Here is a 26,330-nt window from a genome sequence, read left to right on the forward strand (position 1 = left end):
TCAGATACCCGCGGTGTGGCCGGTCAGCGCCATTTGCGTAGTTCCTGACGTGCGATAGCCCGCTTGTGTACTTCGTCGGGGCCGTCGGCGAGCCGGAGCGTGCGCAGTTGCGCCCAGGCGGCGGCGAGCGGGAAGTCGTCGGAAACGCCGCCCGCACCGTGCACCTGAATGGCCCGGTCGACGACCTCGAGCGCGATGTTCGGCGCGGCCACCTTGATGGCGGCGATCTCGGTGCGCGCGGCCTTGTTGCCGACGGTGTCCATCAGGTGGGCGGCCTTGAGCGTGAGCAGCCGGATCATCTCGATATCGATGCGCGACTCGGCGATCCAGTCCTGGATATTGGCGTTGTCGGCCAGCGGCTTGCCGAAGGTGACCCGCGCCTGCGCGCGCTTGCACATCATCTCCAGTGCGCGCTCGGCCATGCCGATGCTGCGCATGCAGTGGTGGATGCGGCCGGGTCCGAGCCGGGCCTGGCTGATCGCGAAACCCTCGCCCTCGCCCGCGAGCACATCGGTGGCGGGCACCCGCACGTCGGCGAAGTCGATCTCGGCGTGGCCTTCGCGTTCCTGGTAGCCGAACACCGGCAGCCCGCGCAGGATCGTGACGCCCGGGGCGTCGATCGGGACCACCATCATGGTCTGCTGACGGTGCGGTGCCGCGGTGGGATCGGTCTTGCCCATCACGATCATCACGCGGCAGTTCTTGTGCAAGGCGTTGGTGGCGAACCACTTTCGGCCGTTGAGTATGTAGTCTTCGCCGTCACGCACCATCGACAGTTCGATATTGGTGGCATCGGAGCTGGCCACCCGTGGTTCGGTCATCGCGAAGGCCGAGGCCATGGTGCCGTCGAGCAGGGGCTTCAGGTACTTCTCTTTGTGCTCGTCGGTGCCGAACAGCTCGAGCACTTCCATGTTGCCGGTGTCGGGGGCGTTGCAGTTGCAGGCCTCGGACGCGAGATGGCTGCGGCCCATGATCTCGGCCAGCGGCGCGTATTCGAGGTTGGTCAGGCCGGGTCCGCGGCCGGGGTGCGGGTGGAAGAGGTTCCACAGCCCGCGCCGTTTGGCCTCGGTTTTGAGCTCTTCCAGGATCGGCGGCTGGAAATGTGGGTCGCCGGATTCGCGCATCTGCGCGTCGTAGACGGACTCGGCCGGGTAGACGTGCGCGTCCATGAAGTCGAGCAGGTCTTCGGAGTACTTCTTCGAGCGCTCGCTCAGATCGAACAGTGACATGATTTCTCTCTCGCTCAGCGGGTTTCGGCCAGCAGCGACGACTGGTAGCGACGCATGCCGCCCAGCCAGCGGTCGTAATCGGCGCCTTTGTGGCGGTACATCTCCAACACCTGCGGATGCGGCAGGATCAGGAATTCCTCGGCGTCGACGGCCGCGAGCACGATGTCGGCCACTTCGGCGGGTTCGAGGACCTCGCCCGCCGAGACGACGGCGCGGGTCGCCGCGATACCGAGCTCCTCGCCCGAATCCCGGCCCGCGTACAGCAGTTTCGTGTTCACGCCCATCGGGCACAGGCAGCTGACGCGAACACCCTGGTCGCCGTAGGTGACACTGAGCCACTCGGCGAACCCGACCGCGGCGTGCTTGCTCACCGAGTAGGTGGCCGAACCGATCTGGGTGAGCAGCCCCGCGGCGGAGGCGGTGCTGACGAAGTAGCCCGCACCGCGTTCGACCCACCGGGGCACCAGCAGCTGCGCGGCACGGATGTGGGCGCGCAGGTTCACCTCGAGCGCGCGGTCCCAGTCGGCGTCGGTGACGTCGAGCCCGGGGGCGCCGACGATGCCCGCATTGGCGAAGTACAGGTCGACCGGTCCGAACTGCTGTTGCGCCACCGCGATCAGGCCGCTGATCGCCTCGGTGTCGGCGGCGTCGGCGCCGATTCCGACGGTGGTGCCGGGGTGATCGGCGTTGATCTGCGCCGACACGGCCAGCGCGGCGGCCTCGTCGAGGTCGGACACCACCACCTTCGCACCGGCGGCGGCGAGCGCGGCGGCCAGTGCGGCGCCGATGCCCGCGCCGCCACCGGTCACGATGGCGACTTTCTCGGCAACTCTCATCAGAAATCCTTTCGCCCGGGCTGTTTCCAGCCCGAGCAGGGTCGAATCGAAGGGGATCGGTCAGTACAGCTGGGTTCCCGGCACCGCTTCCGGGTCGTCGCGGACGGCCGGGGTGTTGGTTTCGCGCAGCTTCCACGCGCTGAACACGGTGATCAGGCCCATGGCCATCAGGAACAGCGAAACCCCGGTGGTCGATCCGGTTTCGGCGATGATCGCGGTCATGATGAACGGGGTGCCGCCGCTGATGGTGATCGCGGCCAGCTGGTAGGCCAGCGAGGCGCCCGAGTACCGCACCCGCGGGGCGAACAGCTCACCCATGAAGGCGGCGAGCGGACCGTAGGTGAGCGCCTGCATGGCCGAACCGATCGTGACGGCGACGAACACGGCGAGCACGTTGGCGGTATTGATCAGCCCGAAGAACGGGAACGCCCACAGCGCCATCCCCGCGCCGCCGATCAGGATCAGCGGTCGCCTGCCGATCCGGTCCGACAGGGCTCCCGCCCACAGGATCACCGCGGTGAGCAAGCCGGAGGAGATCAGTGAGATAGCCAGCAGCGCATTGCGGTTCATGCCGAGTTCGGCGGTGCCGTAGCTGAGCAGGCCCGCGATGCTCACGTAGAACAGTGAGTTGGTGCCCGCCAGCAGGCCGCAGCCGAGCAGGATGGTGCGCCAGTGCTCCTTGATCGCCTCGGCCAGCGGCGCCTGGGCGACGGCGGGCGCCTTCTTCTTCGCGGTCTCGGCCTGCAACTCACGGAATTCGGGGGAGTCCTCGACCTTGGTGTGGATGTAGAGCACCACCGGGAACAGCAGCGCACTGGCCAGGAACGGCACGCGCCAGCCCCAGCTGAGGAACGCGTCGGTGGACAGCGCCGCGGTGGCGGCCAGGAAGACCAGATTGCCCGTGATCAAACCCAGCGGCACACCCATCTGCCCGAAGGTGCCCGCGAATCCGCGCTTCTTGGGGCCCGCGGATTCGGTGAGCAGCAAGACGATCCCGCCCCACTGGCCGCCGCAGGCGATGCCCTGCACGAAGCGCAGCGTTACCAGCAGTACGGGCGCGAGCACGCCGATCGAGCCGGTGCTGGGCAGACAGCCGATCGCGAAGGTGGCGATGCCCATGGCCAGCAGGCAGACGACGACCACGGGCTTGCGGCCGTACCGGTCGCCGAAGTGCCCGGCGAGCACGCCGCCGATCGGGCGTGCGACGAAGCCCGCCCAGAAGGTGCTGAACGAGAGCAGGGTGCCCATCAGCGCCGAGGCATCGGGGAAGAACACGTGCGGGAACACCAGCGCGGCGGCGGTGCCGTAGAGGAAGAAGTCGTACCACTCGATCGAGCTGCCGACCAGGCCTGCGGCGAGCAGCTTGCGATGCGCGCGTTTGCCGTCGGCCGACGACGGTGCTGTGTCGGGCGAGGTCGGCGGTGTTGTGACGGCTGTCCGCTGGCCGGGTTCGATCATCGGTGACTCCTCGGTGAATCCGCAGGGTTGAAACTATTGGAAGTTGACGTCAACTTCAAGTGAGTGAGCGCTTGCTCAGTGTGAGCCCGCAAAGATGTAATGTCAATCACAGGCATAGCGAAGGGGAATCCGTTGACCGGGCTGCTCGATGACGACCCACTGGCCGACCCGGCCGCCACGCTGGGCGACACCGCGCAGCGCTTGCTCGACGCGGCGGTAGTGCTGTTCTCCGACAAGGGTTTCGAGGCCACCCGCACCAGGGACATCACCGCCGCCGCGGGGTTGAGCCCGGCGGCGATGTATGTGTATTTCGCCTCGAAGGAGGATCTGCTCTTCCGGCTGGTCGAGCATGCCGTCGAGAACACCCTGACCATCATCGAAGCCGCCGTCGCGCCCCATACCGAGCCGGTGGACCGCATACGGGCCTTGGTCACCGCGTTCAGCGTCCTGCACGCGCGCAGCTACCGGCGGGCGCGGATCGCCCAGTACGAGAGCAGGCACCTCGCCCCCGGCCACCACGAGATGGTCGCCGCGATCCGCCGCCGGATCCGGCAGGCCGCGGTCGCGGAGGTGCGGGCGGGGATCGAGCGCGGCGTGTTCACCGTCGCCGATCCCCGCGTCGCCGTGCTGGCGATGATGTCGCTGGGGATCGACATCTGCCGGTGGTACCGGCCGGGCGGTGAGTTCACCCCGGAGGAACTCGGCGACATCAACGCCGATCTGGTGCTCAGGATCCTGCGCGCGCCCGGCTACTGACGAGGGTGGCGATCCAGGTGCGGGTGTCGGCGGGGTCGATCACGTCGTCGAGCTCGAAACCCGTCGCGGCGGTGATCGCCTTGCCCTGCTGGTAGGCCAGAGTGAGCAACTGCCCGAACAGCGTCTCGCGCTCGGCCGGATCCGCCACGGCGGCGAGCTCTTTGCTGAAGCCGAGGCGAACGGCGCCCTCCAGCCCCATCGGGCCGATCTCGCCGGTGGGCCAGGCGACGGTGAAGTTCGGCGCGTGGAAATGGCCCGCCGTCATCGCCATCGCACCGAGGCCGTAGCCCTTGCGCAGGATGATCGTGCCGAACGGGACGCTCAGCTGGGCGCCGAGCACGAACAACTTGCTGAACCGGCGCACCGTCGCGGTCTTCTCCGCCTCCGGTCCGACCATGAAACCCGGTGTGTCACACAGGGAGACGACCGGCAGCCCGAAGGATTGGCACAGGGTGAGGAACTCGCCCATCTTGTCGGCGGCCTCGGCGTCGATGGCACCGCCGAGGTGGTGGCTGCTGTTGGCGATCAAGCCGAACGGTTCGCCGTGTACCCGCACCAGCGCGGTGACGACGCCGACTCCGTAGTCGGGCCGCAGCTCGAGCACCGAGCCGATGTCGACGATCGCGTCGATGGCGCGATGGATGTCATAGGCACGCAACCGGTTCTCCGGCACCACATGCCGGGCCAGGCGGGGGTCGGGGGCTTCGAAATCGTCGACCCGGCCCTGGAAATAGCCCAGGTACTGCTTGGCCAGCGCCACCGCGTGCGCCTCGTCGCGGGCGACCAGGTCGACGACGCCGTTGCGGCGCTGCACGTCGATCGGGCCGATGTCCTCCGGGCGGTAGGCGCCGAGCCCGCCGCCTTCGATCATCGCCGGTCCGCCCATGCCGATATTGGCGTCCGGCGTCGCGATGATCACGTCGCAGGCGCCGGCCAGGGCGGCGTTGCCCGCGAAGCAGCGGCCCGACACGATCGTCACCAGCGGTACCTTGCCGCGCAGGGCGCCGAGCGCGCGGAAGGTCGTCACGTCGAGGCCCATGCCGGTCCAGTCGGTGTCGCCCGGCCTGCCGCCGCCGCCCTCGGCGAACAGGACCACCGGAACCCGCTTGCGTTCGGCGAGCTCGAAGGCGCGGTCGGTCTTGGCGTGGTTGTTCTTGCCCTGTGTGCCCGCGAGCACGGTGTAGTCGTAGGAGATCACCACCGCGTCTGCCTTGTCGAAGCGGTCGGCGCCGATGGTCGCCAAGCCGGTGATCAGGCCGTCGGCGGGGGTGTTGGCGATCAGGTCTGCTTCGGTGCGTCGGCTGCGTTGCGCGGCGAAGGTGAGCGCGCCGTATTCGACGAAGCTGCCCGCGTCGACCAGGTCGGCGATGTTCTCCCTTGCTGTGCGTCGACCGAGCTTGTGCCGCTTCGCCACGGCCGCCGGGCGGGATTCGTCGAGTGTTGCCAGGTGCCTGGCGCGGATCTCGTCCACATCGGCGCGGGTACGGCCGGGATCCAGATCGGTGTGCGCGCTGCCGGTTTCACCCGCACCGGTGCGGGTGATGATGACGAGTGGGTCGCCCGGCGCGACGACTCGGCCGGGGCGGACCAGCACCCGGACGGTCCTGGCGGCATCCGGTGCGGTGAGCACATGCTGCATCTTCATCGCCTCGAGCACGACGAGCTGACCACCGGCGCCGATGTCGACACCCTCGTCCGTCACTTCGACCACCGTGCCCGCGAGCTGTGCGCGTACGGCCTCCTGACCCGGATACAGCTCGACGGCGGCGACCGCGACCTCGGGCTGATCGGTCAGGGCCGCCGCGACCAGGTCGGTCAGTCGCTCGGTGAGAAAGCCGGTGGTGGCGACGCCGGACTGGAAGGTGGTATCGGCGAGGATCTCTCGCAGGAACGAGATGTTCGTACCGATGCCGGTCACGGTGAACTCGGCGAGTGCTGTCGCGGCCTTGCGGGCGGCGGCGGGGAAGGACTGGCCGCGGGTACGGGTGATCACCTTGGCCAGGAGCGAGTCGTACCGCGGGCTCGGAGTCAGCCCGGCGCGGCCGAACGTGTCGACTCGTACGCCCGGCCCGGTCGGCGGCGCGAAGGTGGTCAGCGTGCCCGCGGTCGGCGCGGCCGAACCGTCGGCCGCCATCGTCTCCATGTTCACCCTGGCCTGGATCGCGATGCCGTCCGCGGCGGCGGGTTCGCCGGTGGAATCGGTGCCGTCGGAGACGATTCCGCTCGGCAGGCCCAGGCCGTCGAGGGGCGCACCCTGGGCGATCGCGAGCTGCACGGCGACCAGGTCGACACCGGTCACCTCCTCGGTCACGGTGTGCTCCACCTGGATGCGCGGATTGACCTCGAGGAACACGAATTCGGTGCCGGAGACCAGGAATTCGACGGTCGCCAGTCCGCGATACCCGACATGGGCGCACAGCCGCGCTGCCGCCGTGTGAAGTTCCCTGCGCAGGTCCTCCGAAAGACCCTGAGCAGGCGCGATTTCGAGCAGCTTCTGATGCCTGCGCTGCACACTGCAATCGCGATCACCGAGCGCGAGCGCCGTGCCGCCCGTGGCGATGATCTGCACTTCGATATGCCGGGCGTTCTCGAACAGGATCTCGGCGAAGACCGCGGGGTTGCCGAAACCGAGCTGCGCCTCCGCGGCGCACTGGCGGTAGGCGTCGTCGATCTCCCCGGCGGTCCGCACCACCCGCATGCCACGGCCGCCGCCACCGGCCAGCGCCTTGATCATGATCGCGCCGGGGTGCGTGCCGAAGAACGCGTGGACCTGCTCGGCGGTAGTCGGTCCCTCGGTCGCGGGCAACACCGGTACGCCCGCGGCAACGGCGGTCGCGCGGGCCGAGGACTTGTCACCGAACAGGTCGAGCACCGCGGGATCGGGGCCGACGAACGTCACGCCATCGGCCGCGCAGGCACGCGCGAATTCGGCGTTCTCGCTGAGGAATCCGTAGCCGGGATGGAGGTAGTCGGCGCCGGACTCCTTGGCGGCGGCCAGGATCGCGGCGTGGTCGAGATAGGGCGCGGCGCCGGTGCCCGCCAACTCGATCGCCTCGCCCGCCGCGTGCACATCAGGGTTGTCGGCGTCGTCGGTGGCGTAGACAGCGACGGTGTCGATGCCGAGTTCGGTGGCGGTGCGGATCACACGCAGGGCGATCTCGCCGCGATTGGCGATCAGCAGCTTCACTGGATGTCCTCGGATTCGGTGGCGGCGATGCGCTCGGTCATGGTGAACAGCTCGCCCTTGCGGATCTTGCCGGTCGCCGTCATCGGCAACGCGTCGAGGATCTCGATCTGGGGGACCTTGTACCCGGCCATGTTCTGTTTCGCCCAGGTCTGCAATTCGGCTGCCGCGACGGTTGATTCGGGGATCAACTGGACGAAGGCGAGCGGCACCTGCCCGCGTTGTGGATCGGGTTTGGGCACCACACCGGCGGTCTGCACATGCGGGTGCAGCATCAGCAGGGATTCGACCTCGGACGGGAACACGCTCATGCCGTTGACCTTGATCATCTCCTTGTTCCTTGCCAGATAGTGCAGGGCGCCACGCTCGTTCAGCTTGCCGACGTCGCCGGTCTGCAACCAGCCATCGCGCACGGTCGCCGCGGTGGCTTCGGGGTTGCCGTAGTACCGGGTGAGGATCGAGGGGCTGCGCACGATGATCTGGCCTTCGTGGCCCATCGGTACCGGCGCGCCGTCCTCGTCGACGATCAGGATGTCGGTTCCGGGCACCGGCAGGCCGCAGAACACCGGCTCGCTGCGCAGGTCGTAGTCGTCGTCCTGCAGGCCGAGGGTGAAGGTGTCGGCGGTGTGGGTCTCGGTCATCCCGTAGCTGGTCTCGCGCAGGGTGAGTCCGGTGGCGGCGCGCCAGCGAGCCCGGATCTCGGCGTCGAGTTTCACCACGAACGAGACACCGGTCGTGTTCTCCAGCGCGGTGAGTCCGGCGGGGTCGAATGCCGGGTGCTCCATCATCTCCACGTAGTTGTCGATCATGCCGATCATCGAGGTGACCCGGTAGCGGCCGAGCAGGGTCAGTGCCGTCTCGGCGTCCCATCGGTTCATCAGCACCGCGGTGCCGCCGTTGACCAGCGGGAACAGAATGCCGAAGTCCTCGCCCGCGATCCAGAACACCGGCAGGAAGTTCAGCGCGATGAGCGGGCGTTCGCCCACCCGCGAGCCGTTGCCCACGGTGGCGGTCGCCGCGGTGTAGACCATGTGCCGCTGGGTGTGCTCGCAGCCCTTCGGCATGCCGGTGGTTCCGCCGGTGTAGTTCAGCGCGGCGAGTGCGTCCGGATCGGCGGGTTGTGCCGGGGCGCGCGGGCTTTCGATGATCCGGTGCCAGTCGGTCTCGGCCGCGGTGGTCTCGAAGGGGGCGGCGACGGCGGGTTCGTCTGTGAACATGTCGGACAGCGCGGTGCGCGCGATCAGCCGCACGGGGGTGTCCGCGCGCACCTCGTCGACCAGCGGGGCCAGATCGTCTTGGGCGAGAAGGATTGTCACGCCCGCGTCGACGAGCTCGTGGCGCAGTTCGTGGGTGCGGAACAGGGGATTGATCGGCACGTGCACCGCGCCGATCTTCAGGATGCCGAGCATGGCGACGAGGAACTGCGGGCAGTTGCTCAGGTACACCCCGATCCGGTCGCCCGCCTGTGCGCCGTTCGCGAGCAGCCAACCGGCGAAACGGTCGGAGAGTTCGTCGTATTCGGCGTAGCTGATGTCGCGGCCGTAGTAGGCGATCGCGGTGGCTTCGGGTTGTCGCGCCGCCCAGTGGCGCAGGTAGTCGACCAGGGCCATCGATTCGATCGGATACTCCACCGTGCGTGGGACCTGTGCGGGCCAGACAGCGCTCTGCCGTGCGTGGATCTCCGCCAGTGCCGCGGTGAGTGACGGCGGGGCGACGGTGGTTGGTTCGACGGTCATGGGCACTTCCGTTCCGGGTACTCGGTCTGGCTGGTGAAGCCGATCAGTCGTTCGGCGATGGCGATGTGGTCGGTGATGAACTGTTCGCGCCGGTCGCGGTCGGCTCCGGCGAGCCGGGAGGCGCCGATCAGCAGTGCGTCGGCGAGGGTCTCGACGATCCGCGGCAGCGGGGCGCACGGGTCGATCTCGCCGCGCACCTCGTCGCGTTCGAGAAAGGCGGTGAACCGCTTGCGCAGGCGGGTGCGCACCCGCGACCACTGCGCGCCGATCGCCGGATCGATCCCCGCCCGGTGCTCGATCAGCGCCACCAGCGCGCCGTTGGCGAACACGGCTTCCGTGAACGCCCGTGTGGTCGCCCCGATGACCTCGGCCGCCGCGGTGACCTCGACGTCCACCACGAGTTGCGCGTCGAGGAACTGCGCGCAGACCCGCTCGGTGATCGCCCCGAACACCTCGTCTTTGGAGGAGAAGTACGCGTAGAACGTCGCCCGGGAGACCCGCGCGCGCGTCGTGATCGTCTCCACCGAGGTCTGGTCGTACCCGAGCTCGGCGAAGCTTTCCGCCGCCGCGTCGAGCAGCTCGCTCCGCCGCGGCCCCGCGCTGTCCTTGCGCGCCGATCGGGCCCGCTCCTGCGCCTCGCTTGTGGTCACCATCACAAGTGTTGTTGACGTTGACGTCAATGTCAACAAGCGATTTGCCACCTGACCTGTTCGGTTACCGAAACGGGGGTTCACCGGGTAATGTCGCTCCCCGATGTAAGGAAACAAGGCCCTGTAGCGCAGTTGGTTAGCGCGCCGCCCTGTCACGGCGGAGGTCGCGGGTTCGAGTCCCGTCAGGGTCGCAACACGACAAAGTCCCCCACACCGATTCCGGTGTGGGGGACTTTCTCGTATCAGTGGGCTCAGGTGCGGTGGTCGACGTCCGCGGGAATCATGAAGCGGCCACCACTGCGGTGAGGCCGCCGAGGACCAGGCACAGCGGTGCGTACACGCGCCGATTGAGGCGCCGATAGATCGCCGGTGTATCCGCCGACCCGCTGCCCGGGTCGAACAGGCCCGATGCCCCGCGCGCGAGCAGAACGCCCGCGACCGTCCACGCGGCGACCGTGACCATCCAGTCGGGGAACGGCGAGTCCCAGATTCCGGCGCGCAGCACCAGTACGTAGCCCGCGGCGGTCAGCGCCGCGGTGACCGCGAGACAGGCGGGGATGAACCAGCGCCCCGGCGGTTCGTCGCGCGTCCAGCCCATGGCGGCGTGAGCGAGGTCGAGGTGGGTTTTCCATGGCCACGGGGAGACCGTCCACAAGGCGTGGAGCAGGCCGACACAGATCAGCAGGACGGCGGTCGTGGCAGCGATTGCGCTCATGCGTCAACGATCGCCGCTGGATCGACGATGTTCTTCGGCCGCTGGTCTCGATGTTCTCCTCCTCCAGGATGAGATCGGCTCAGCGCCTGGACGGTCCGACCAGACCGGTCTCGTAGGCGAGCACGACAGCCTGAACCCGGTCGCGCAGACCCAATTTGGCGAGCACATGACCGACGTGGGTCTTGACGGTGGCTTCCGAGAGGTGCAGTCGCGAGGCGATGTCCCGGTTGGTGTCACCGGTGGCGAGCTCGAGCAGCGTGTCGAATTCGCGCGGTGTCAGTGCGGCCCGAATCCGCGCCGCGGCCTCGGTATTCGCGCTCGGTGAGTCGGCGACATGGGCGATGAGGCGGCGCGTCGTCGACGGCGCGATGACGCCGTGCCCGGCATGGACCATGCGGATCGCGTCGATGATCTCCTCGCCCCGCGCGTCCTTGAGCAGGAAGCCGCTCGCGCCGGCGCGGATGGCCGGGAAGACGTAGTCGTCGAGGTCGAAGGTGGTCAGCGCGATCACCCGGCAGCGCGGTTGTTCCGCGGTGATGATCGCGGTCGCCTTGATGCCGTCGAGCTTCGGCATGCGCAGGTCCATGAGCACGACGTCGACCCGGCGCGCGCGCACGGCCGCCACCGCCTCGTCCCCGTCCACGGCCTCGCCGACCAAGTCCAGGTCGGGCTGGCTCTGCACCATCATGCGCAGGGCCGATCGCATCAGCTCCTGGTCGTCGACGATCAGCACGCGGACGTGCTCGGTGTCGCTCAGCACGGCACCCGCACCTCGACGATCCAACCGTCGCCGGTCGGCCCGGCGGCAAGGGTGCCACCGACCGCGTCGACTCGTTCCCGCATGCCGATCAGCCCCTTACCCGTCCCCGTCGACTCCGTCGCAGTACCGGAATTCGTTACCCGCACCTCGATCTCGGCGCCGACCGTGGTCAGGCTGACCCGGGCTCGTGGCCGTCGACCGGCATGGCGGGTCACGTTCGTCAGCGCCTCCTGGACGACACGGTAGATCGTGAGGCCGACCGCGGGCGTGGTGCGTAGCCGGTCGTCCATCGACAGCTCCACCTCGACGCCGGTCGCGCGGACGCGCTCGACGAGCGCGGGCAGGTCGACGAGTCCGGGTTGCGGCTCGGTCGACGCCGAGTCGTCGCGGAGCACGCCGAGCAGGCCACGCATCTCGGTGAGCGCTTCGCGGCCCGCGTCGGCGATGGTGGTGAGGATCTCGGTGGCGCGCTCCGGCGAGTTCGGCACCACGAGACGACCGGCCTCAGCGTGGCTGACCATCACCGCCAAGGAATGGGCGACCACATCGTGCATCTCGCGCGCGATCCGGCGGCGTTCGTCGGCGGCGGCCCGTTCGGCGAGTTGCGATGTCCACGCGGCTCGCGTGGCGCGGTAGCGGCCGAGCGCCCACGCGGCGGTGGTGCCACCGAACGCTGTGGTGGACAACAACAGCCACCAGGCCCACGCCTCGATGGGCGCCGCGGTGAATTCCCACAGCCTGGCCAATGTCAGCAGGCTGCCTGCCAGGCCGACACCGAGCGCGGCGGTCGGCCACGGTGGCGTCGTGTGCGCGCTGACCGCGTACAACAGGGCGAAGAAGCACAGCACGCTCGGCAAAAGGACCGGGCTGTAGCGGCTCGATTCCGAGAAGTCGGTGACACCGTCGATATCGGGTGCCACCAGCAGCACCGCGCACCCGAGCGCGCCGATCGCGAACGACGGAATCGGCCAGCGGCGGGCCGTCGCGACGCAGCCGTGCAGCGCGAGCAGAGCGAGGGTCAACGCGAGCACCCACGGGGTCGACACTCCGCTCACCCGAACCGATTGCAGGCTCGCGGGGAGCAGCACCGCTGCCATGACCACCGCCAATGCCAGCTGCGCGCCGTGACCGAACAGCCGGGGCCCGTCCATCTGGATCGACACCGGCTCAATCTACCCAGCGGTCGGCGGACTTCGCGTTTCTCAGATGCGGTGGTCGATGCTGGTGATGCGGTGGCGGCCGGGGGCTACCTCGGTGGTGCGCATGATCTGGTCGATCTTCTCGGTGGTGGCGTCGCCCGGCCATTTCTGGTGGATGGTGACGTTCCAGAGGGTGGGGTCGGCGGCGTCGGCCTTGGTGATGTGGACGCAGTACTTGACGTCGAGGGGGAGCGAGCCGATGCCCGCGGCCAGCGCGGACGCGTCGCCCACGTGGGCGTTGTCGGTGACGAAGGAACGGGCCTTGGCGGCGTCGCGGTCGACGTAGTAGCTGTATTCGAAGCCGAGGATGGCGCCCTCAGGGCTCGCGGTGTCGCCACGTTCGGCACTGATGGTGATCGAGGGGGTGCGGAAGGATTCGCAGCCGGACAGAGCGTGCGCGGGAAGTGGGGGCACCACGGTGGAGGTCGTTGCCCGCGTGCCGGAGACGGCGGCCTGCGTCGTGGTGGTCGGTTTCTCGGCGGGGCCGAGGAAGATGGTGGCGGCAAGGCCGAGCAGGACGACGAATACCACCGCGCCGACAATGCCTTTGATCGCGGCCGCGGCCTTCACCTTGCCACCGCTTTCGTCATAGCGTTCGTCGTCGAAGTTCTTGCGGGGGCGCCGTGCGATCTGGCCGCCGCCGCCGAAGTCCTTGAGGCGCGGCAATACCGGAATCTCGACATGGTCACCGCTCTGCTCGGTGGCGGTGGCGGTGGCCCAGTCGTTCCAGTCGACATCGTCACCGCGTTTCGTCTCGACCGGCAGGTCGCCGTCGTTCCAATCGTTCCAATCGCCGGTGAAACCGTCGTCGTCGGCGGGATTTCGATACACCGGTTCGACGGTCGGCGCGGGCTGGAACGGGCCGTCGTCGAACGGTTCCGGGTCCGGCGGCGGCCAGATCTCCGGGTTCGTGCCGATCGTCTGCGGCTCGGCCTCGCGCCGCCGCCTGCGCCGCCGTTTGCCCTGTGGGCGACGGCGGCCGGACGGCGTGGCGTCCGGCGAGGTGAAGTAGGCACCGAACGGATTTTCCATGCGGGCGTCCTACGCCGGCGCCGGGACGACTCCCGGTTGGCCGTGTCTGGGTGCGGCAGAGGGCTTCTCGGTCTCCTGATCCTGCTGGGGGCGAGCGCCCGGCGGCACCACTCCGCCTTGCATCGGCTGCTGAGCGGGCGCGGGGGTGATCGGAGCCTGTGGGGGCTGTTCGGTTTTCGGCGCCTGATTCGACTGGAAGGGAGCAGCAGGCGCGGGTGCTTCCGGCTTCGCCGAAGCGCCGCTGTCGTTGTTCGCCCCGGCGCCGGTGCTTGTACCGCCGCCGGTGCTTGGGCCGCCACCCAAGCCGCCGAACAGTGTGTTCGTGCCGGTCCCACCGCCATTCGTCGACGGTGCGGCGGGCGAGGTGCCCGCGGGTGCGGTGGCCGTGCCCTCGGTTCCGGCGGCATTCGCGGCGAGCGTGTCGATGCCGGTCGTCGCCAGCTCCGAACCCTTGTCGAGCCCGTGCATCGCGACTTCGGCGATCTTGTCGATCAGATGCGTACCGAAGCTGACACCGGCATCGATCGCCGCGGTCCCCAGTGAGACCCCGCCGTCGATCAGCGCCTCTTGCAACGCGATCTGCGCCGCTGTCGCCGGATCGATGTTGTCGTCGTCGTCATCCCACGACGAGTCGTTCCACGACGACGTGTCGGATCCGCCGGTGCCGAGAACATAGACCCCGGGCGCCACCTCCGTCGCGCCGGTAGGAACGGTCACCCCGTTGGTCCCGCCGAGATCGCTGGTGAGCCCCCTGGTGTTGCGGGTGTACTGATCCATCTCGGTGCTGGCATTACCCACCACCCCGACCGCTTCCGAGATGGCCTCTTCGGCGAGCTCGACGATGGCGTCGAGGTTGTTCCCGTTCACCGCGGGCGCGGCCCTCTTCGCCTTGGCCCGGAAGTCCGCGATGATCGCGTCGACCTTGGCGGCCGCGGTCGACTGGGTCGAATACGCCTGCCCGAGCAGGGAACTCAGTCTGGTCCCACGATCGGCCGCGGCCGAGACCTCGGTGGCGGTCTGCCGCAGGGCGGGTGTCGCTGGCGCCGCTGTCTCGGTCGACTCGAGCGCGTACAGCCCGAGCCGATGCGGGTCCTCGGTAGCCGTAGTGGCGGCGGAAGCCGAAGTGAGCGCGGCCACCACCGCGGCATCGGGATCGGCGGAAGTATTACTGCCCAACGAGCTTCGCAACTCGAGCAGGGGCACTTCGAGCAGCGCGATCACCGGTGCGATGTTGGCCTCGGCCTCGGCGGGTGTGATCGTGCTCAATGTGGTCTCGGAAGCCAGCGACTTGGCACGCATCACGCCACCTCACTCTCGGCCGCACGCAGATCGCCTGCCAGCCCGGTATCGATCCCGGTCACGCTGGCGCCGAAGCGATTCAAGATGTCCTGGTAGGCGGTGACCAGATTGCCCGCGGTGCTCAGCGTCGACGCGTGGTCGCCCGCGGCCTGTGTCCAGGCGGCGGCGAATTCACGCCCGAGCACGCCGAGCCCGGACAGGTCGACCCCGGCCGCGGTCGTCGTATCGTTGGCCGCTGTGCCAAGAAGTTCGGAAACCCGAGCTGCCGCACGCTGATAAGCGTCGAGCGCTGACGGGTCGAATGACATTTCTGCCACGATGTCTGCCCCTTCACGATCGCGGATCCCGGCACGGCCGGTGCTGAAAAGCCTAACCACCCAGCGCCGTTTGCGGGGGAGTCCAGTCCAGATGGACGGATCGATCTCGAGAGTGCGCAGGTCACGGACTTTCACCGCGAAGCTCGGCTGGTGCTGGTGTGACTGACGGGTCGGCGATCGAACATGACCGGCGAGTAGGGTCAGCCACGTTATGTCTGTCCTGCTGCTCGCCCTGCTCGGGTTCGCCCTGCTCGACGCGCTCGACGTGCTGCTGGTGGCGATCACCACGGCCGTGGTCGCCGACGCCAGGCTGACCCGGCGCTCGCCGATGACGGGGGTGCTCAGCTTCCTCGGCGGCGTTTTCGCGGTCTCGGTGGCCTTCGGTGTGTGTGCCGTGCTCGGCATCGACTTCCTGGTCCGGCTCCTCGACTTCGAGCTGACCCCCACTCTGCGCTACTGGGGCGAGCTGGTGATCGGCCTGGTGCTGATCGCGGTCGCCGCGCTTCCGGTCGACACCACCACGTCCACCGGGGGCCGCTGGGTCGAGCCGGTGCGCAAATACCCGTGGCTGATGGGCGTGATCGGATTCACTCTCGGGCTGGCGAAGGTGCCGACCTCGGTGCCGTATCTCGCGGCCCTCGCGCTGCTGTCCGCGCAGCGCCCGCTGCCGGTGGTGTGGCCGCTGATCGTGGCGGGCTACTGCGCGATCGCCCTGGTCCTGCCACTGGTCGTGCTGGCATTGGCGCTGCGGCGAACGCCGCGGGCACGGCGGGTCTACCGGCTGCTCGTGCGGGGCATCACCCGCTTCGGGCCGCCGGCGATCAGAGTGCTCTTCGTCGTGTTCGGCATCGGACTGGTCATCGACGCTCTTGTCCACGCGGGCCGATTGTGGTGAGCGCCCGCACGGCCACTCAGGAAAGCGTCAGGACCATCGAGTACCGTCATAACGAATCGATGACATGCCCCGTGCCCGCATCCTGGGCCGCGGGGCTATCCAGGTGAGCAGGGAGGGCGACCCTTGAGGGTTACCGTTGTTGTGCCGACCTACAACGAGCGGGAAAATCTGCCGGTGGCGGTAGAGCGGCTGACGGCTCTGCCGGTGTCGGATCTGCACGTGCTGGTGGTAGACGACAATTCACCCGACGGCACGGGTGACGTCGCCGACAAACTGGCAGCTGAGCTGCCGAATGTGGTGAGCGTGCTGCACCGCACCGAGAAGGACGGCCTCGGCCGCGCCTACATCGCGGGCATCACCGCGGCGCTCGACGAGGGTGCCGACGTGGTGATCCAGATGGACGCCGATCTGTCGCACCCCGCCGAAGTGATCCCGTCGATGCTCGAGAAGCTGAGCTCCGACGATGTCGGCGTAGCGCTCGGGTCGCGCTACGTGCCCGGTGGTTCGACGGCCGCGGAATGGAAGTGGTACCGCAAGGCGCTGTCGGCCTGGGCCAACTTCTACGTGAACCTGATCCTGCGCCTCGGCGTGAAGGACGCGACCGCCGGTTTCAAGGCCTGGAAGGCCGACACGCTGCGCGCGATCGACGTGGCCTCGATCCGCAGCAACGGCTACTCGTTCCAGGTCGAGATGAACTACCGCGCGATCAAGAAGGGCTACACGATCGCCGAGGTGCCGATCCGCTTCGAGGAGCGCACCATCGGCGCGTCGAAGATGAGTCTGAAGGTGCAGCTCGAGTCGGCGCTCATGCCGTGGAAGCTGCTGTTCGGCCGCTCGGTCTAGAACTCGACACGCGAAAGGCCCCGCCGAAGTTTCGGCGGGGCCTTTCGCTGTTGTTTCGAGTCACTTCGCGGTGATGCTGCGGCGCACACCTTCCAGCGCGATCACCATGACCGGCACCAGCACCACGTGCATCACCGAAAGGGCGACGGTCGAGGCGGCGTCGAAGTCGGCGTCGACGGTCATCGCGATGGTCGCGATCGACAGCAGCGAGCCGACCACCCCGGCGGTCCGCAGCACGCCGGTCCACACGTACGACACCAGCACGGCGACAGTCAGTCCGATCAGCAGCGGCACGGTCGACATCAGGATCACACCGCCGGGCGCGACGGATTCGACCTTGCCTTCCATCGTGACCATGAACGACCCGCCCGCGGCGGCGCCGATGGCCCAGACGATCAGATTCAGGACGACGGCGGCGACCGCGGCGCCCAGCACGGCGACGGGCCGGTTCAGCGCGGGGACGGTGTAGGTGGCGGGGGCGGTGGTGGTGGTCATGATGTTCTCCCTCATTCGGTGGTGAGACAAGCATCAAACCTAAACCATTGTTCATGTCAAGCCCTCGGCCGAATTCGGTTGCGCCGCTTCGTTGAGACGCTGGTCATAGGCCCTGCGCCCGATACCTACGACAGATGGTCGTAGCATGGCGGCGTGGGCTCTCCGACGGATCACACCGCGCGCTTACGTGGCGCGGCAGTGGGTTCCGCGTCCGGAGCCGTCGCCGTGCTGGCGCACGGTCTCGGTGGTGCGAGTGCCGTTCCCACCGGATCCGCCTTGACGCTGCTGTTCGCCGCGTGCGCCCTGATCGGTGTCGTCGTCACCGCGCTGCCGCGAGGCAACAGTGCGGTGTCGACCATGGTGGTGCTGGCCGTCGGACAGGGCATCGGGCACACCGCGCTCACGCTGGGGCATACGCAGCACCACACTGTCTCCGCCGCGATGCTGCTCGCCCACCTGGTGGCGATCCCGGCGGGCGCGACCGCGATCCGCGCCGCCGAAGTCGGTGTGCGCCGGGCGATCACCAGTGTGCGACGGCTGGCCGTGGTGCTCGCGGGGGTACCGGGCCCGGCCGCGCGGCGGGGCAGGCTGCCTCGCGCCGATGAGCGAGCGGTCCTGCGCCAACTGCTGCTTCGACCCGGCATCGGCCTGCGCGGTCCGCCTCGGGTGGGAAGCACCGTCGTTCACCCCGTTCCGGCGTAGCCGCCGAATTCCGCCGTCCCGGCGGATGATTCGCCGATGCCGACCTGCCGGTCCGGGTTTCACCTCACCCGATGATCGGAGTTTCTCCATGTCCGCGTATGCCCGTACCCCTCTGCGTACACCCCGCGCCGCACGCCGTCTCGGCGCCGCGACCGCACTGTCCGTCCTCGCCGTGTTCGCCACCGCCTGCTCGAGTTCGGAAACCACCCCCGCCGCCCCCGCGCCCGCGGGTGACCGGATCAGCATGAGCGACCAGTGGATCAAAGCCGCCGACTCCGGCATGTCCGCGGCCTTCGGCCACCTGCGCAATACCGGCGACGCACCGGTGACCCTGGTCGCCGCGACCAGCCCCGCCTCGGACCGGGTCGAGATCCACGAGGTCGTGCCCGACAGCACTGGAGCCAAGACCATGCGCCCCAAGGAAGGCGGCATCACCATCCCGGCGCACGGCGAAGTGACACTGAAGCCAGGCGCCGAGCATCTGATGTTCATGGACCTGAAGCAGCCATTGCGCACCGGCGCGGAAACCTCGCTCACCTTGACCTTCTCCGACGGCTCCAGCACCGTGGTCAGTGCCCAGGTGCGCGATTTCGCCGGCGGCAACGAGAACTACGCGCCGGGCGCCGAGAACCCCACGCACGGTGGCTGATCCGCATTCCGGGCTCTCCCGCCGCCGGTTGCTCGGCGGGGGAGCCGCGGCGGCGGGTGTCGTCGGTGCGGCCGGAATCGGCTGGGGTGCGGCCGGTCTGCCGGATCGGGAACGCGAACGCGACGCCGCGCTCGACACCGTGCCGTTCTACGGCACGCATCAGGCAGGCATCGAGACGACGCCACCCGGTCATGTCGCCTTCGCCGGTTTCGATCTCGCGCCCGGCGTCGGCCGCGAAGACATCATCGGCCTGCTCCGGATCTGGACCGACGACGCGTCACGGCTCACCCAGGGCCTGCCCGCGCTCGCCGACACCGAACCGGAACTCGCGGCCAGGCCCGCCCGCCTGACGGTCACGGTCGGTTTCGGCCCTGAGCTGTTCACCGTCGCCGGTCTGACCGCGCGACGGCCGAGCTGGTTGCGGCAGCTGCCGCCGTTCCCCGTCGACCGGCTGGAGCCCGCCTACACCGGTGCCGACCTGGTACTCCAGGTCTGTGCCGAGGAGGCGACGACGGTGGCGCACGCGGTGCGGGTGCTGTCCAAGCATGTGAAGTCGCTGGTGACGGTGCGCTGGGTGCAGCGCGGCTTCCGGGACGCGCCACGTGGCCAGACCATGCGCAACCTCATGGGCCAGGTCGACGGCACCGTCAATATCGCCCCGCGCACGGTCGACTTCGATCGTCTGGTGTGGGACGACGGCATGTCGACGCCGTGGCTCAGCGGCGGCACCTCGCTGGTGCTGCGCCGCATCGCCATGGACCTCGACACCTGGGACGAACTCGACGCCGACGGCCGCGAACTGACCGTCGGCAGAAAGGTCACCACCGGTGCGCCGCTCACCGGCACCGCCGAACACGACGAGCCCGATCTGACGGCGGTCGACCGCAACGGCATCCCGGTCATCCCGCCGTCCTCGCACGTCGCCCGCGCCAGGCACACCCACGACGGTGAACGGTTCCTGCGGCGCGGTTTCAACTACGACGAGGCGCCGGCTCCGGGGCAGCTGTCGAATTCGGGCCTGCTGTTCGTCGCCTATCAGCGCGACGTCGACGCCCAGTTCCTGCCGGTGCAGCAGCGACTGGCGGAGTTCGACGCGCTGAACGAATGGACGACACCGGTCGGCTCGGCGGTGTTCGCGATCCCGCCCGGTGTTGCCGGTACCGGGAATTATCTCGGGCAGCAGTTGTTCGAGAGTTGAGGGAGTCCGGCCGGGTGCGTCATCGCGCCCGGCCGGGCTTCAGTCGGGCTCCGGCCAGTTCAGCAGGGTGGTTTCGAACAGCTGCCGGACGCCTTCGACCTCGTCGTCCATGTCGGCGGGGTCCCAGCCGGAGACGTCGATCGGCGGCAGGACCGCGACGTCGACGATGCCGGAGCGGGCGATAGGTGAATCCCGCCAGGCGATTTCGCCCGCGTTGCGCAGCACGATCGGAATCACCGGGACGCCCGCCTGGATGGCGATGTGGAAAGCGCCCTTCTTGAACGGGCCGACGTGCGGGGTGTACGAGCGCGTGCCCTCAGGTGCCACGGCGATGGACAGCCCGTCGCGCAGAGTCGAGACCACTGGCGCGAGTGAGGCTTTCGCTGCCTCGGTGTTGGCGCGGTCGATGAAGGTGACGCCGACGAATCGCATCAGCGGACCGAACAGCGGGTGGTTGGCGAGTTCCTTCTTGCCGATGCCGGTGACCGCGCCGTCGAGGACCTTCGGGACGATGATGACGTCGAACTGGCTCTGATGGTTGAACAGGAACACCGCGGGCCTCGGCGCGCGGGCATTCTCGATGCCGACCACGCGCAGTTGTACGTCGATGGCGCGCAGGGTGGCGGTGGTGGCGTCGTGCATGAGCGCGTCGGCCATCGTTTGCCGCTTGCCGGTGTAGGACTTGCGAAGTACGCCGACCAGCGCGCCGCCGATGAGTCCGGCGAATCCGGCGATGGTGCGCAGGTAGTCGATGGGGCGTGGTGCTCGGCGCAGGCGCAAGGTCAGGGTGGGCCAGCCGTTGCCGGTGGCGATCGCGGCCAGGGCTGGGTCGGGGTCGATCACGGTCGGCCGCTCGGCGAGTTCGAGGAGGGGCAGGTCGGCCACGCTGTCGGCGTAGACGTAGCCGATCTCGCGCCCGGCGGCGAATTCGGTGACCGCCGCGGACTTTCCGGCGCGCCACAGCGGTGCGCCCTCGGTGTGCCCCGTCAGTGCCCCGTCGTCGACGGCGAGCTGGGTGCACACCACGTTGCCGATGCCGAGGCGCTCGGCGGCCGGCTGTACCTGGAATCGCGTCAGCTCACTGACCAATATCACTGTGTGACCGGCCAATTGGTGCGCGCGCACGAGGTGCCATGCTTCGGGAAACAGCCGCCCGTAGATCTCTTTGCGGAATGCCTTGCGGCCCAGCTGCTCGAGCTCGACCTCCGACGCGCCTGCCCAAGTCCGCTCGACGGCTTGGAGGAATCGTCCGTAGTCGCCGTCGCTACCGCCGCGCTGGATGCCGCCGAGCAGGGTGGCCAGGCGATCGTCACCGCGCCGAAACACCTTGCGCGCCAAGCTGCGTCGCGGCAGACCGTCGACAACCGTGCCACCGAAATCGAACACGGCCGCGACCTGCGCGCCTTGTGGGCCCGACCGGATCGCGGCCACGGCTTCGGCGAGTGTGCTCATCAGATCGAGTTCCTGTTCGACGGATCGAGCGAGGCCGCCCGTGCGATACGCTCGCCGAGATCGCGCAGCTGGTCGGCGAATTCCTGCCGCCTGTCCTTCAACTCGGCCTCGGCGCCCTCGGCTGCGGGCGCGATGAGGCCGTGGTTGTCGGCCAGTTTCCATGCGCTGGTGAACAATTCCGACGATACCGATTCCGGGCTGTGCAACCGCTGCTGCAACAGCATCTGCTTGCCGACCGCCACGCATTCGTCGATGAATTCCTTGCGATCGATCGTCGCGTCGGCGGGCCGGGCAACCAGGCGCTCGGCGACCACCAGCTGCGCGTCGAAGAACGATCGCAGCACGCGATGGGCCATCACGAATCCGGATTCGGTGACAGCGCCGAGGAATTGGCGATCCAGTCGATCATCCGGAGTGTGCTCGTCCCATTCGGGCACGATGATGCGCACTTCCTGGATGATCTGCTCGGCGAACTCCTGCCGTTCCGGGAAGAAGAATTCGAACTTGAGCAGGTCGCGCAGCGCGAACGCCGCCTTCCACGCCGCCCGCAGCGGGTCGTCACCCGGTTGCTCCACCGCGGTGAGGGCCGCCAGTTCGAGAATGGCGCGGTTGACGAACCAGTGCACCGCGCTGTTGCGGTAGAACGCCGCCTCGAGATGCGCGCCGGGTTCGATCGCGTACACCGGCTCCAGCCCGCCGCGATACACGGTGACCACGCCCGCCAGCGCGAGCTGTTCGAGCACCACCCGCAGGCCCTGCTCATCGCGCAGCGTGGTGAGTTCGCCGCTGGGCAGTCCGCGACCGACGATATAGCCGAGCACCGGGTCGAGCACAGTACGCACCTGGCCCAGCGTGAGCGCGCGCTCGTGCACGCCGAGCAGGGCCAGGGTGACCAGCGCGTTGACGGTGATCGGGGTGACCTCGTTGATGCCGACCGCGACATCGAAGGCCAAGCGCTGCACGGCTTTGTGCTCGGCGGCGGCGAGCTCGGTCTCGTCGGGAGAGCTGGTCGACCCGGTCTCGGTGTCACGCAGTGGGATGGTCACCGGCCGCAGGTCCAGCGGATCACCGTGTACGCCGAGCCGCTCACGCGCCGAAATCGCCTCGCCGAACCGAACGTACACGCGACCGGCCGAATGCTGCTGCAGACGGACATATTTCGCGAGCCAGCCGATGCCCTCGGCCTTCTTGGTGCCACCGGCCTGTTCGCTGGCGATCGCGCCCAGCTCGTTGAGCCGCTCATAGGTGATCGAGACCGGCACCAGCATCACGTCATCGACGCGACGCGAACGGACCGCGGCGGCAAGATAATTGAGGAGCCCGTAGCGCGGCGGGCGCAGCTTGCCGGTCCTGGTGCGGCCACCCTCGAAGTACCACTCCATATTGAAGCGCTTGGCCAGCAGGTAGGCGAAGTACTCCTCGACGACCGCCTTGTAGACCTCGTCGTCGCCGAAGCTGCGCCGGATGAACACCGTTCCGGTGCGCCGCGCGACCGGTCCCATCGGCCAGAAGTTGAGGTTCGCACCGCCGATCACGTGGTTGGGCGGAAAATCATTGCGCGCCAGCACGTCACCGAGGACGAACGCGTCCACGTAGGAGCGGTGCGAGGGCAGGAACACCAGCGGGTGTTTGCGGTTGAGCTTGCGCAACGCGTCGAGGCCGCGCAGATCGGTATCGACCTTCCAGGTCGAGGCGTGCACCGGTCGCATGGCCTGGGTGAACAGATCCGAGACCAGTCGGCTCTGCGCGGCGACCAGCTCGCGCAGCGCCTTCTCCGCGTTGCGGTACACCTGGTCGGGTTCGGAGCCGATCTCGTCGGCGATGTAGTCGAGCTTGCGCTGGAATTCGGGGGAGTCGAGGATCTCCTCGGCCACCAGCTGAGGCACCTTGTAGCGATCGCCGATCACGGTGCGTTCGGCGCGTTCGAGCGCGACCACCGCCGCGCGCACCACCGCGCGCGCGAACGGGTCGGCCGAGCCCGCCCGCAGCAGTGCCGCGGCCTCGGGATTGTTGGTGCGCAGCGCGCTGAGCCGGGCGGGTGCGCCGACGAGCACGCGGTGGCGGTCGGGTTCGGTGCGCAGCAGCCTGCGCTGGACGAGCCGGTTGGGTTTGCGCGGATTGGTGAGCATCGCCAGGTCGGCGAAGGTCACCCGGCGCACACCGTCGCGTTCGGGCGGCAGCCACAGCACCCGGACCGGGACGACGAGCGGGTCGTCGTGCCTGCCGACAAGGCGTTTGGTGATGGCCTTCGCGTCGAGGTCGAGCTGGGTCACCGGGGCAGTAGAGTCGACCTCCCTGCCGAGACCGCCCTGGGCGATCCAGTCGCCGATCACTTCGCGTTCGACGCCGGAGGCCGCGTCGACCAGGGCGACCACCGAGTCTGCCTGCGGGCCGCGCCGCCCACCTTTGTCGATCATTGCTCCATTCAAGCCGCAGAATTGGCTCGGCGCATCGAACTCGGTCTACAACGCGTTGCCCGGGCGCGTGCGCAGGACCGGCATGCGCTCCCCGGAGTGGCGAAGAATACCCAGCGCGGGTCTGGCTAAACGGCGAGGTAATGCTAACCTAACCACGCAAAGTTAGGTCAGCTTTACCTTGGAGGATCGTTGTCGTCGACGGAACAACCCGTACGGGTGGAGTATGTGACCGACCCGGCGGCAGCGATGTCACGTCTGGCCGTTTCGGATCGGTTCGGCGAGTACGTGATGTACGAACAGCCCGGCGCGTGGGTGTTCGCCGCCGATCCGCTCGGCAGCGTGGAACTCGACGCCGGTGAGCTGCGCACCGTGTGGGGTGATGAGACCACCGCGCGCGCGTGGACCGGCAGCCCGGCCACCGCCATCGACACCGCGCTGGCAAGCCTGCCGCTCGACGGCCGCAACGCCTACGGCTGGATCGGCTTCGAATTCTGCGCCTACTCGCTCGCGGCGACCCACTATCTCAATCCGCTGACCTCGTTGGCGCACCTGATGATTCCGCGGATCGAGGTGCGCATCGACGCCACCGGTGTGCGGATCAGCGGCGCCACCCCGAATGAAGCGTGTGACATCCACGATCTGATCGCCGGCTCGCAGGGTGTCGACCTGCCGGTCGCGACGCCGGTCGATGTGCGACCCGACCCGACCAACTACCAGGATCGGGTCGCCGCGGCTGTCGCCGAAATCCGCTCCGGCAGCTATCAGAAGGTGATTCTGTCGCGCAAGGTCGAGCTGCCGTTCGCGGTGGACGTGCCCGCGACCTATCGCCTCGGCCGGGCCAACAACACGCCCGCGCGCTCGTTCCTGCTGCGGCTGGGTGGGCTCGAAGCGGCCGGGTTCAGCCCCGAGCTGGTGGCCTCGGTCGACGACGACCGCATCGTCACCACCGAACCGCTGGCCGGCACGCGCGCGTTCGGACTCGGTATCGAGGCCGACGGTGCTGCCCGCGCCGAGCTGCTCGCCGACCCGAAGGAGATCGTGGAGCACGCGATTTCGGTGCAGACCTCCTTCGCCGAGATCGCCGAGGTGGCCGTGCCCGGCACGTCCGCGGTCTCCGATTTCATGGCGGTGCGCGAGCGCGGCAGTGTGCAGCACCTGGCATCCACCGTGCGCGGCACCCTCGCCGCCGACCGCACCGCGTGGGACGCCCTCGAGGTGCTGTTCCCGTCGGTGACCGCCTCCGGCATCCCCAAACGCGCGGGCGTCGACTCGGTGTTCCGCAATGATCACGATCCGCGTGGGCTGTACTCCGGCGCGGTGGTGTGCGTTTCGCCGACCGGCGCGCTCGAGGCGACGCTGGTGCTGCGCGCGGTCTACCAGACCGGCGAAGGCGCGTGGCTGCGTGCCGGCGCCGGGATCGTGGGGCAGTCGCGACCTGAGCGTGAGTTCGAGGAGACCTGCGAAAAGCTCGGCAGCGTAGCGCCTTACGTGGTCAAGGCTTTCACCGCCTCTGCGTGACTTCTGCCGGCCGTGGGCGCGCAGGACTTGCGCACCCGGGCCGGCGGTGAGCCGATCTACCCCCTACCTGAGCGGCCTGACCGAGGATCACCAGCGGGTCAGCCGCAGTCAGTCCCCGCCTCCGCCACCGCAACCACCACCACCACCACCGCAGCCGCTGCTACCTCCACCTCGACCGCCGGCATTCCACGTGCGTCGCCGCTGGTATGCCGTGCTCCGCCGGTAGGCCGAGCGCTGCTGGCGCAGGGCTCGCTGGTGTGTGGCTTTCTGGTACCGCCTCAGCCTCTGCGCGGGAGTCAGCCGTCGCTCCATATCGATCGCCGCCCACAGCAGCAAACCGGCCACCGGCAGGCTCACGAAACCCAGGAACGAGACTCCGCTGTACACCCCGACCACCAGGACCAGCACCGCCCCGGGCACCAAGAGAGAACTCGAGACCGACACCGTTGATACCCCCCGACTGGCTCACCGATACCGTCGAGCGTACCGATTCGAAAACAGTGGGGCACAACGTTTTTCGTATAGGAGGGTAGACGGTTCGCCCTGGGCGGAGACAGTCGGCCGCCGCTAGCATCACTGACCGTGAATTCAACTGCCCGATTCCTGCAGATCCTGTTCCTGCTCGCTGGTACAGCTGTCCTACTCATCGGGATGGGGACGGGTATCTCCATCTATCACTCGACCGGTGTACTCACCGACAGCCCCGAAAATCGCAAAGAGATCAAAAGAATGGTTGTCGACGCGAGCTGGAAATGCTCCGACACCACGTACAACGCCGGCAGGGAATGCCAGATCGACCGAGCCGCGGTCTACATGCCCCGCAATACGGACCTTCCCATCGTGCTCGTACTGGGCGGTATCGGCCTGATCGGTGCGGCAGGCGCGGTAGCAGTCGGTGCTCGGCCGAGCATGCCCGCTTCCCGGCCGCCGCTCCCACCTCACACCGGCGCGTGACCAACGCTGCTCGTCTGGACCGGGCCGCAGCGCAAA

General features: G+C 68.5%; 23 protein-coding genes and 1 tRNA gene. 9 read left to right on the forward strand and 15 right to left on the reverse strand.

What is annotated here, in order from left to right; translation table 11 throughout:
* Positions 1-23: 23 nt before the first annotated feature.
* From ACFWPK_RS08490 to ACFWPK_RS08500, 3 genes are read right to left on the reverse strand one after another with little or no spacing between them, the layout of a single operon-like run.
* The gene (locus ACFWPK_RS08490) at positions 24-1,229 is read right to left on the reverse strand and encodes an acyl-CoA dehydrogenase family protein (protein ID WP_378913945.1); all 1,206 of its coding nucleotides are present in this window, start codon (positions 1,227-1,229) and stop codon (positions 24-26) included.
* A gap of 14 nt (positions 1,230-1,243) precedes the next feature.
* Positions 1,244-2,065: an SDR family oxidoreductase gene (locus ACFWPK_RS08495; protein WP_378913946.1), complete on the reverse strand. Its 822-nt coding sequence runs from the start codon at positions 2,063-2,065 to the stop codon at positions 1,244-1,246.
* Positions 2,066-2,125: 60 nt separating this feature from the next.
* Positions 2,126-3,523, reverse strand: coding sequence for an MFS transporter (locus ACFWPK_RS08500; protein ID WP_378913947.1), 1,398 nt, complete (start codon positions 3,521-3,523; stop codon positions 2,126-2,128).
* A gap of 132 nt (positions 3,524-3,655) precedes the next feature.
* Here ACFWPK_RS08500 and ACFWPK_RS08505 point away from each other — a divergent pair, with 132 nt between their 5' ends.
* Positions 3,656-4,279, forward strand: a complete 624-nt coding sequence (locus ACFWPK_RS08505) for a TetR/AcrR family transcriptional regulator (RefSeq protein ID WP_378913948.1) — start codon at positions 3,656-3,658, stop codon at positions 4,277-4,279.
* Here the strand turns inward: ACFWPK_RS08505 and ACFWPK_RS08510 are convergent.
* From ACFWPK_RS08510 to ACFWPK_RS08520, 3 genes are read right to left on the reverse strand one after another with little or no spacing between them, the layout of a single operon-like run.
* Positions 4,251-7,466: a carboxyl transferase domain-containing protein gene (locus ACFWPK_RS08510; RefSeq protein WP_378913949.1), complete on the reverse strand. Its 3,216-nt coding sequence runs from the start codon at positions 7,464-7,466 to the stop codon at positions 4,251-4,253. The two genes, ACFWPK_RS08505 and ACFWPK_RS08510, sit on opposite strands and share 29 nt — an antisense overlap.
* Positions 7,463-9,199: an AMP-binding protein gene (locus ACFWPK_RS08515; RefSeq protein ID WP_378913950.1), complete on the reverse strand. Its 1,737-nt coding sequence runs from the start codon at positions 9,197-9,199 to the stop codon at positions 7,463-7,465. The genes ACFWPK_RS08510 and ACFWPK_RS08515 overlap by 4 nt, the downstream gene beginning before the upstream one ends.
* Entirely contained in the window at positions 9,196-9,849 is a 654-nt protein-coding gene (locus tag ACFWPK_RS08520) for a TetR/AcrR family transcriptional regulator (protein WP_378913951.1), read from the reverse strand. The genes ACFWPK_RS08515 and ACFWPK_RS08520 overlap by 4 nt, the downstream gene beginning before the upstream one ends.
* Positions 9,850-9,966: 117 nt before the next feature.
* Between ACFWPK_RS08520 and ACFWPK_RS08525 the strand changes: the two genes are divergently transcribed.
* Positions 9,967-10,040 (forward strand) — tRNA-Asp (locus ACFWPK_RS08525).
* Between the two features lie 89 nt (positions 10,041-10,129).
* On the opposite strand, the gene ACFWPK_RS08530 is transcribed toward ACFWPK_RS08525, so the two are convergent.
* From ACFWPK_RS08530 to ACFWPK_RS08555, 6 genes are all read right to left on the reverse strand, one after another.
* Positions 10,130-10,564, reverse strand: a complete 435-nt coding sequence (locus tag ACFWPK_RS08530) for a DUF3995 domain-containing protein (protein ID WP_378913952.1) — start codon at positions 10,562-10,564, stop codon at positions 10,130-10,132.
* 79 nt (positions 10,565-10,643) lie between these two features.
* A complete protein-coding gene (locus ACFWPK_RS08535) occupies positions 10,644-11,324 on the reverse strand; it encodes a response regulator (protein WP_378913953.1) in 681 nt (226 codons plus the stop codon).
* On the reverse strand, positions 11,318-12,487 hold the full coding sequence (locus ACFWPK_RS08540) for a sensor histidine kinase (protein ID WP_378913954.1): 1,170 nt from the start codon (positions 12,485-12,487) through the stop codon (positions 11,318-11,320). The genes ACFWPK_RS08535 and ACFWPK_RS08540 overlap by 7 nt, the downstream gene beginning before the upstream one ends.
* A gap of 39 nt (positions 12,488-12,526) precedes the next feature.
* Positions 12,527-13,555 (reverse strand): hypothetical protein, encoded by a 1,029-nt coding sequence (locus ACFWPK_RS08545; RefSeq protein ID WP_378913955.1) that lies wholly within the window; start codon positions 13,553-13,555, stop codon positions 12,527-12,529.
* 9 nt (positions 13,556-13,564) lie between these two features.
* On the reverse strand, positions 13,565-14,854 hold the full coding sequence (locus ACFWPK_RS08550; protein ID WP_378913956.1) for a hypothetical protein: 1,290 nt from the start codon (positions 14,852-14,854) through the stop codon (positions 13,565-13,567).
* Complete coding sequence (locus ACFWPK_RS08555) at positions 14,854-15,171, reverse strand: hypothetical protein (RefSeq protein WP_378913957.1); 318 nt, start codon at positions 15,169-15,171, stop codon at positions 14,854-14,856. Before ACFWPK_RS08555 ends, ACFWPK_RS08550 begins: the two co-directional genes overlap by 1 nt.
* A gap of 211 nt (positions 15,172-15,382) precedes the next feature.
* On the opposite strand from ACFWPK_RS08555, the gene ACFWPK_RS08560 reads away from it, so the two are divergent.
* On the forward strand, positions 15,383-16,066 hold the full coding sequence (locus ACFWPK_RS08560) for a GAP family protein (RefSeq protein ID WP_378913958.1): 684 nt from the start codon (positions 15,383-15,385) through the stop codon (positions 16,064-16,066).
* Between the two features lie 123 nt (positions 16,067-16,189).
* Positions 16,190-16,909, forward strand: a complete 720-nt coding sequence (locus ACFWPK_RS08565; protein ID WP_378913959.1) for a polyprenol monophosphomannose synthase — start codon at positions 16,190-16,192, stop codon at positions 16,907-16,909.
* Positions 16,910-16,969: 60 nt separating this feature from the next.
* Here the strand turns inward: ACFWPK_RS08565 and ACFWPK_RS08570 are convergent, their stop codons facing one another.
* Positions 16,970-17,404: a DUF6069 family protein gene (locus ACFWPK_RS08570; RefSeq protein ID WP_378913960.1), complete on the reverse strand. Its 435-nt coding sequence runs from the start codon at positions 17,402-17,404 to the stop codon at positions 16,970-16,972.
* Positions 17,405-17,557: 153 nt separating this feature from the next.
* Between ACFWPK_RS08570 and ACFWPK_RS08575 the strand changes: the two genes are divergently transcribed.
* The 3 genes from ACFWPK_RS08575 to ACFWPK_RS08585 all read left to right on the forward strand — a co-directional run bounded on the left by ACFWPK_RS08575 (position 17,558) and on the right by ACFWPK_RS08585 (position 19,953).
* Positions 17,558-18,106, forward strand: coding sequence for a hypothetical protein (locus ACFWPK_RS08575; RefSeq protein ID WP_378913961.1), 549 nt, complete (start codon positions 17,558-17,560; stop codon positions 18,104-18,106).
* An 88-nt stretch (positions 18,107-18,194) separates the two neighbouring features.
* The gene (locus ACFWPK_RS08580; protein WP_378913962.1) at positions 18,195-18,755 is read left to right on the forward strand and encodes a copper chaperone PCu(A)C; all 561 of its coding nucleotides are present in this window, start codon (positions 18,195-18,197) and stop codon (positions 18,753-18,755) included.
* Positions 18,748-19,953 carry a Dyp-type peroxidase gene (locus tag ACFWPK_RS08585; protein WP_378913963.1) on the forward strand — a complete coding sequence of 402 codons (1,206 nt, stop codon included), beginning with the start codon at positions 18,748-18,750 and terminating at the stop codon, positions 19,951-19,953. Before ACFWPK_RS08580 ends, ACFWPK_RS08585 begins: the two co-directional genes overlap by 8 nt.
* Before the next feature lie 39 nt (positions 19,954-19,992).
* On the opposite strand, the gene ACFWPK_RS08590 is transcribed toward ACFWPK_RS08585, so the two are convergent.
* Together ACFWPK_RS08590 and ACFWPK_RS08595 are read right to left on the reverse strand one after the other, a co-directional pair.
* On the reverse strand, positions 19,993-21,405 hold the full coding sequence (locus tag ACFWPK_RS08590) for a 1-acylglycerol-3-phosphate O-acyltransferase (protein ID WP_378913964.1): 1,413 nt from the start codon (positions 21,403-21,405) through the stop codon (positions 19,993-19,995).
* Entirely contained in the window at positions 21,405-23,822 is a 2,418-nt protein-coding gene (locus ACFWPK_RS08595; RefSeq protein ID WP_378913965.1) for a glycerol-3-phosphate 1-O-acyltransferase, read from the reverse strand. Before ACFWPK_RS08595 ends, ACFWPK_RS08590 begins: the two co-directional genes overlap by 1 nt.
* 216 nt (positions 23,823-24,038) lie before the next feature.
* Here ACFWPK_RS08595 and ACFWPK_RS08600 point away from each other — a divergent pair, with 216 nt between their 5' ends.
* Positions 24,039-25,340, forward strand: a complete 1,302-nt coding sequence (locus tag ACFWPK_RS08600; protein ID WP_378913966.1) for a salicylate synthase — start codon at positions 24,039-24,041, stop codon at positions 25,338-25,340.
* Between the two features lie 582 nt (positions 25,341-25,922).
* On the forward strand, positions 25,923-26,294 hold the full coding sequence (locus ACFWPK_RS08605) for a hypothetical protein (RefSeq protein WP_378913967.1): 372 nt from the start codon (positions 25,923-25,925) through the stop codon (positions 26,292-26,294).
* Positions 26,295-26,330: the final 36 nt, after the last annotated feature.

The sequence above is a fragment of the Nocardia sp. NPDC058519 genome, assembly GCF_042719755.1.
GTDB lineage: Bacteria > Actinomycetota > Actinomycetes > Mycobacteriales > Mycobacteriaceae > Nocardia.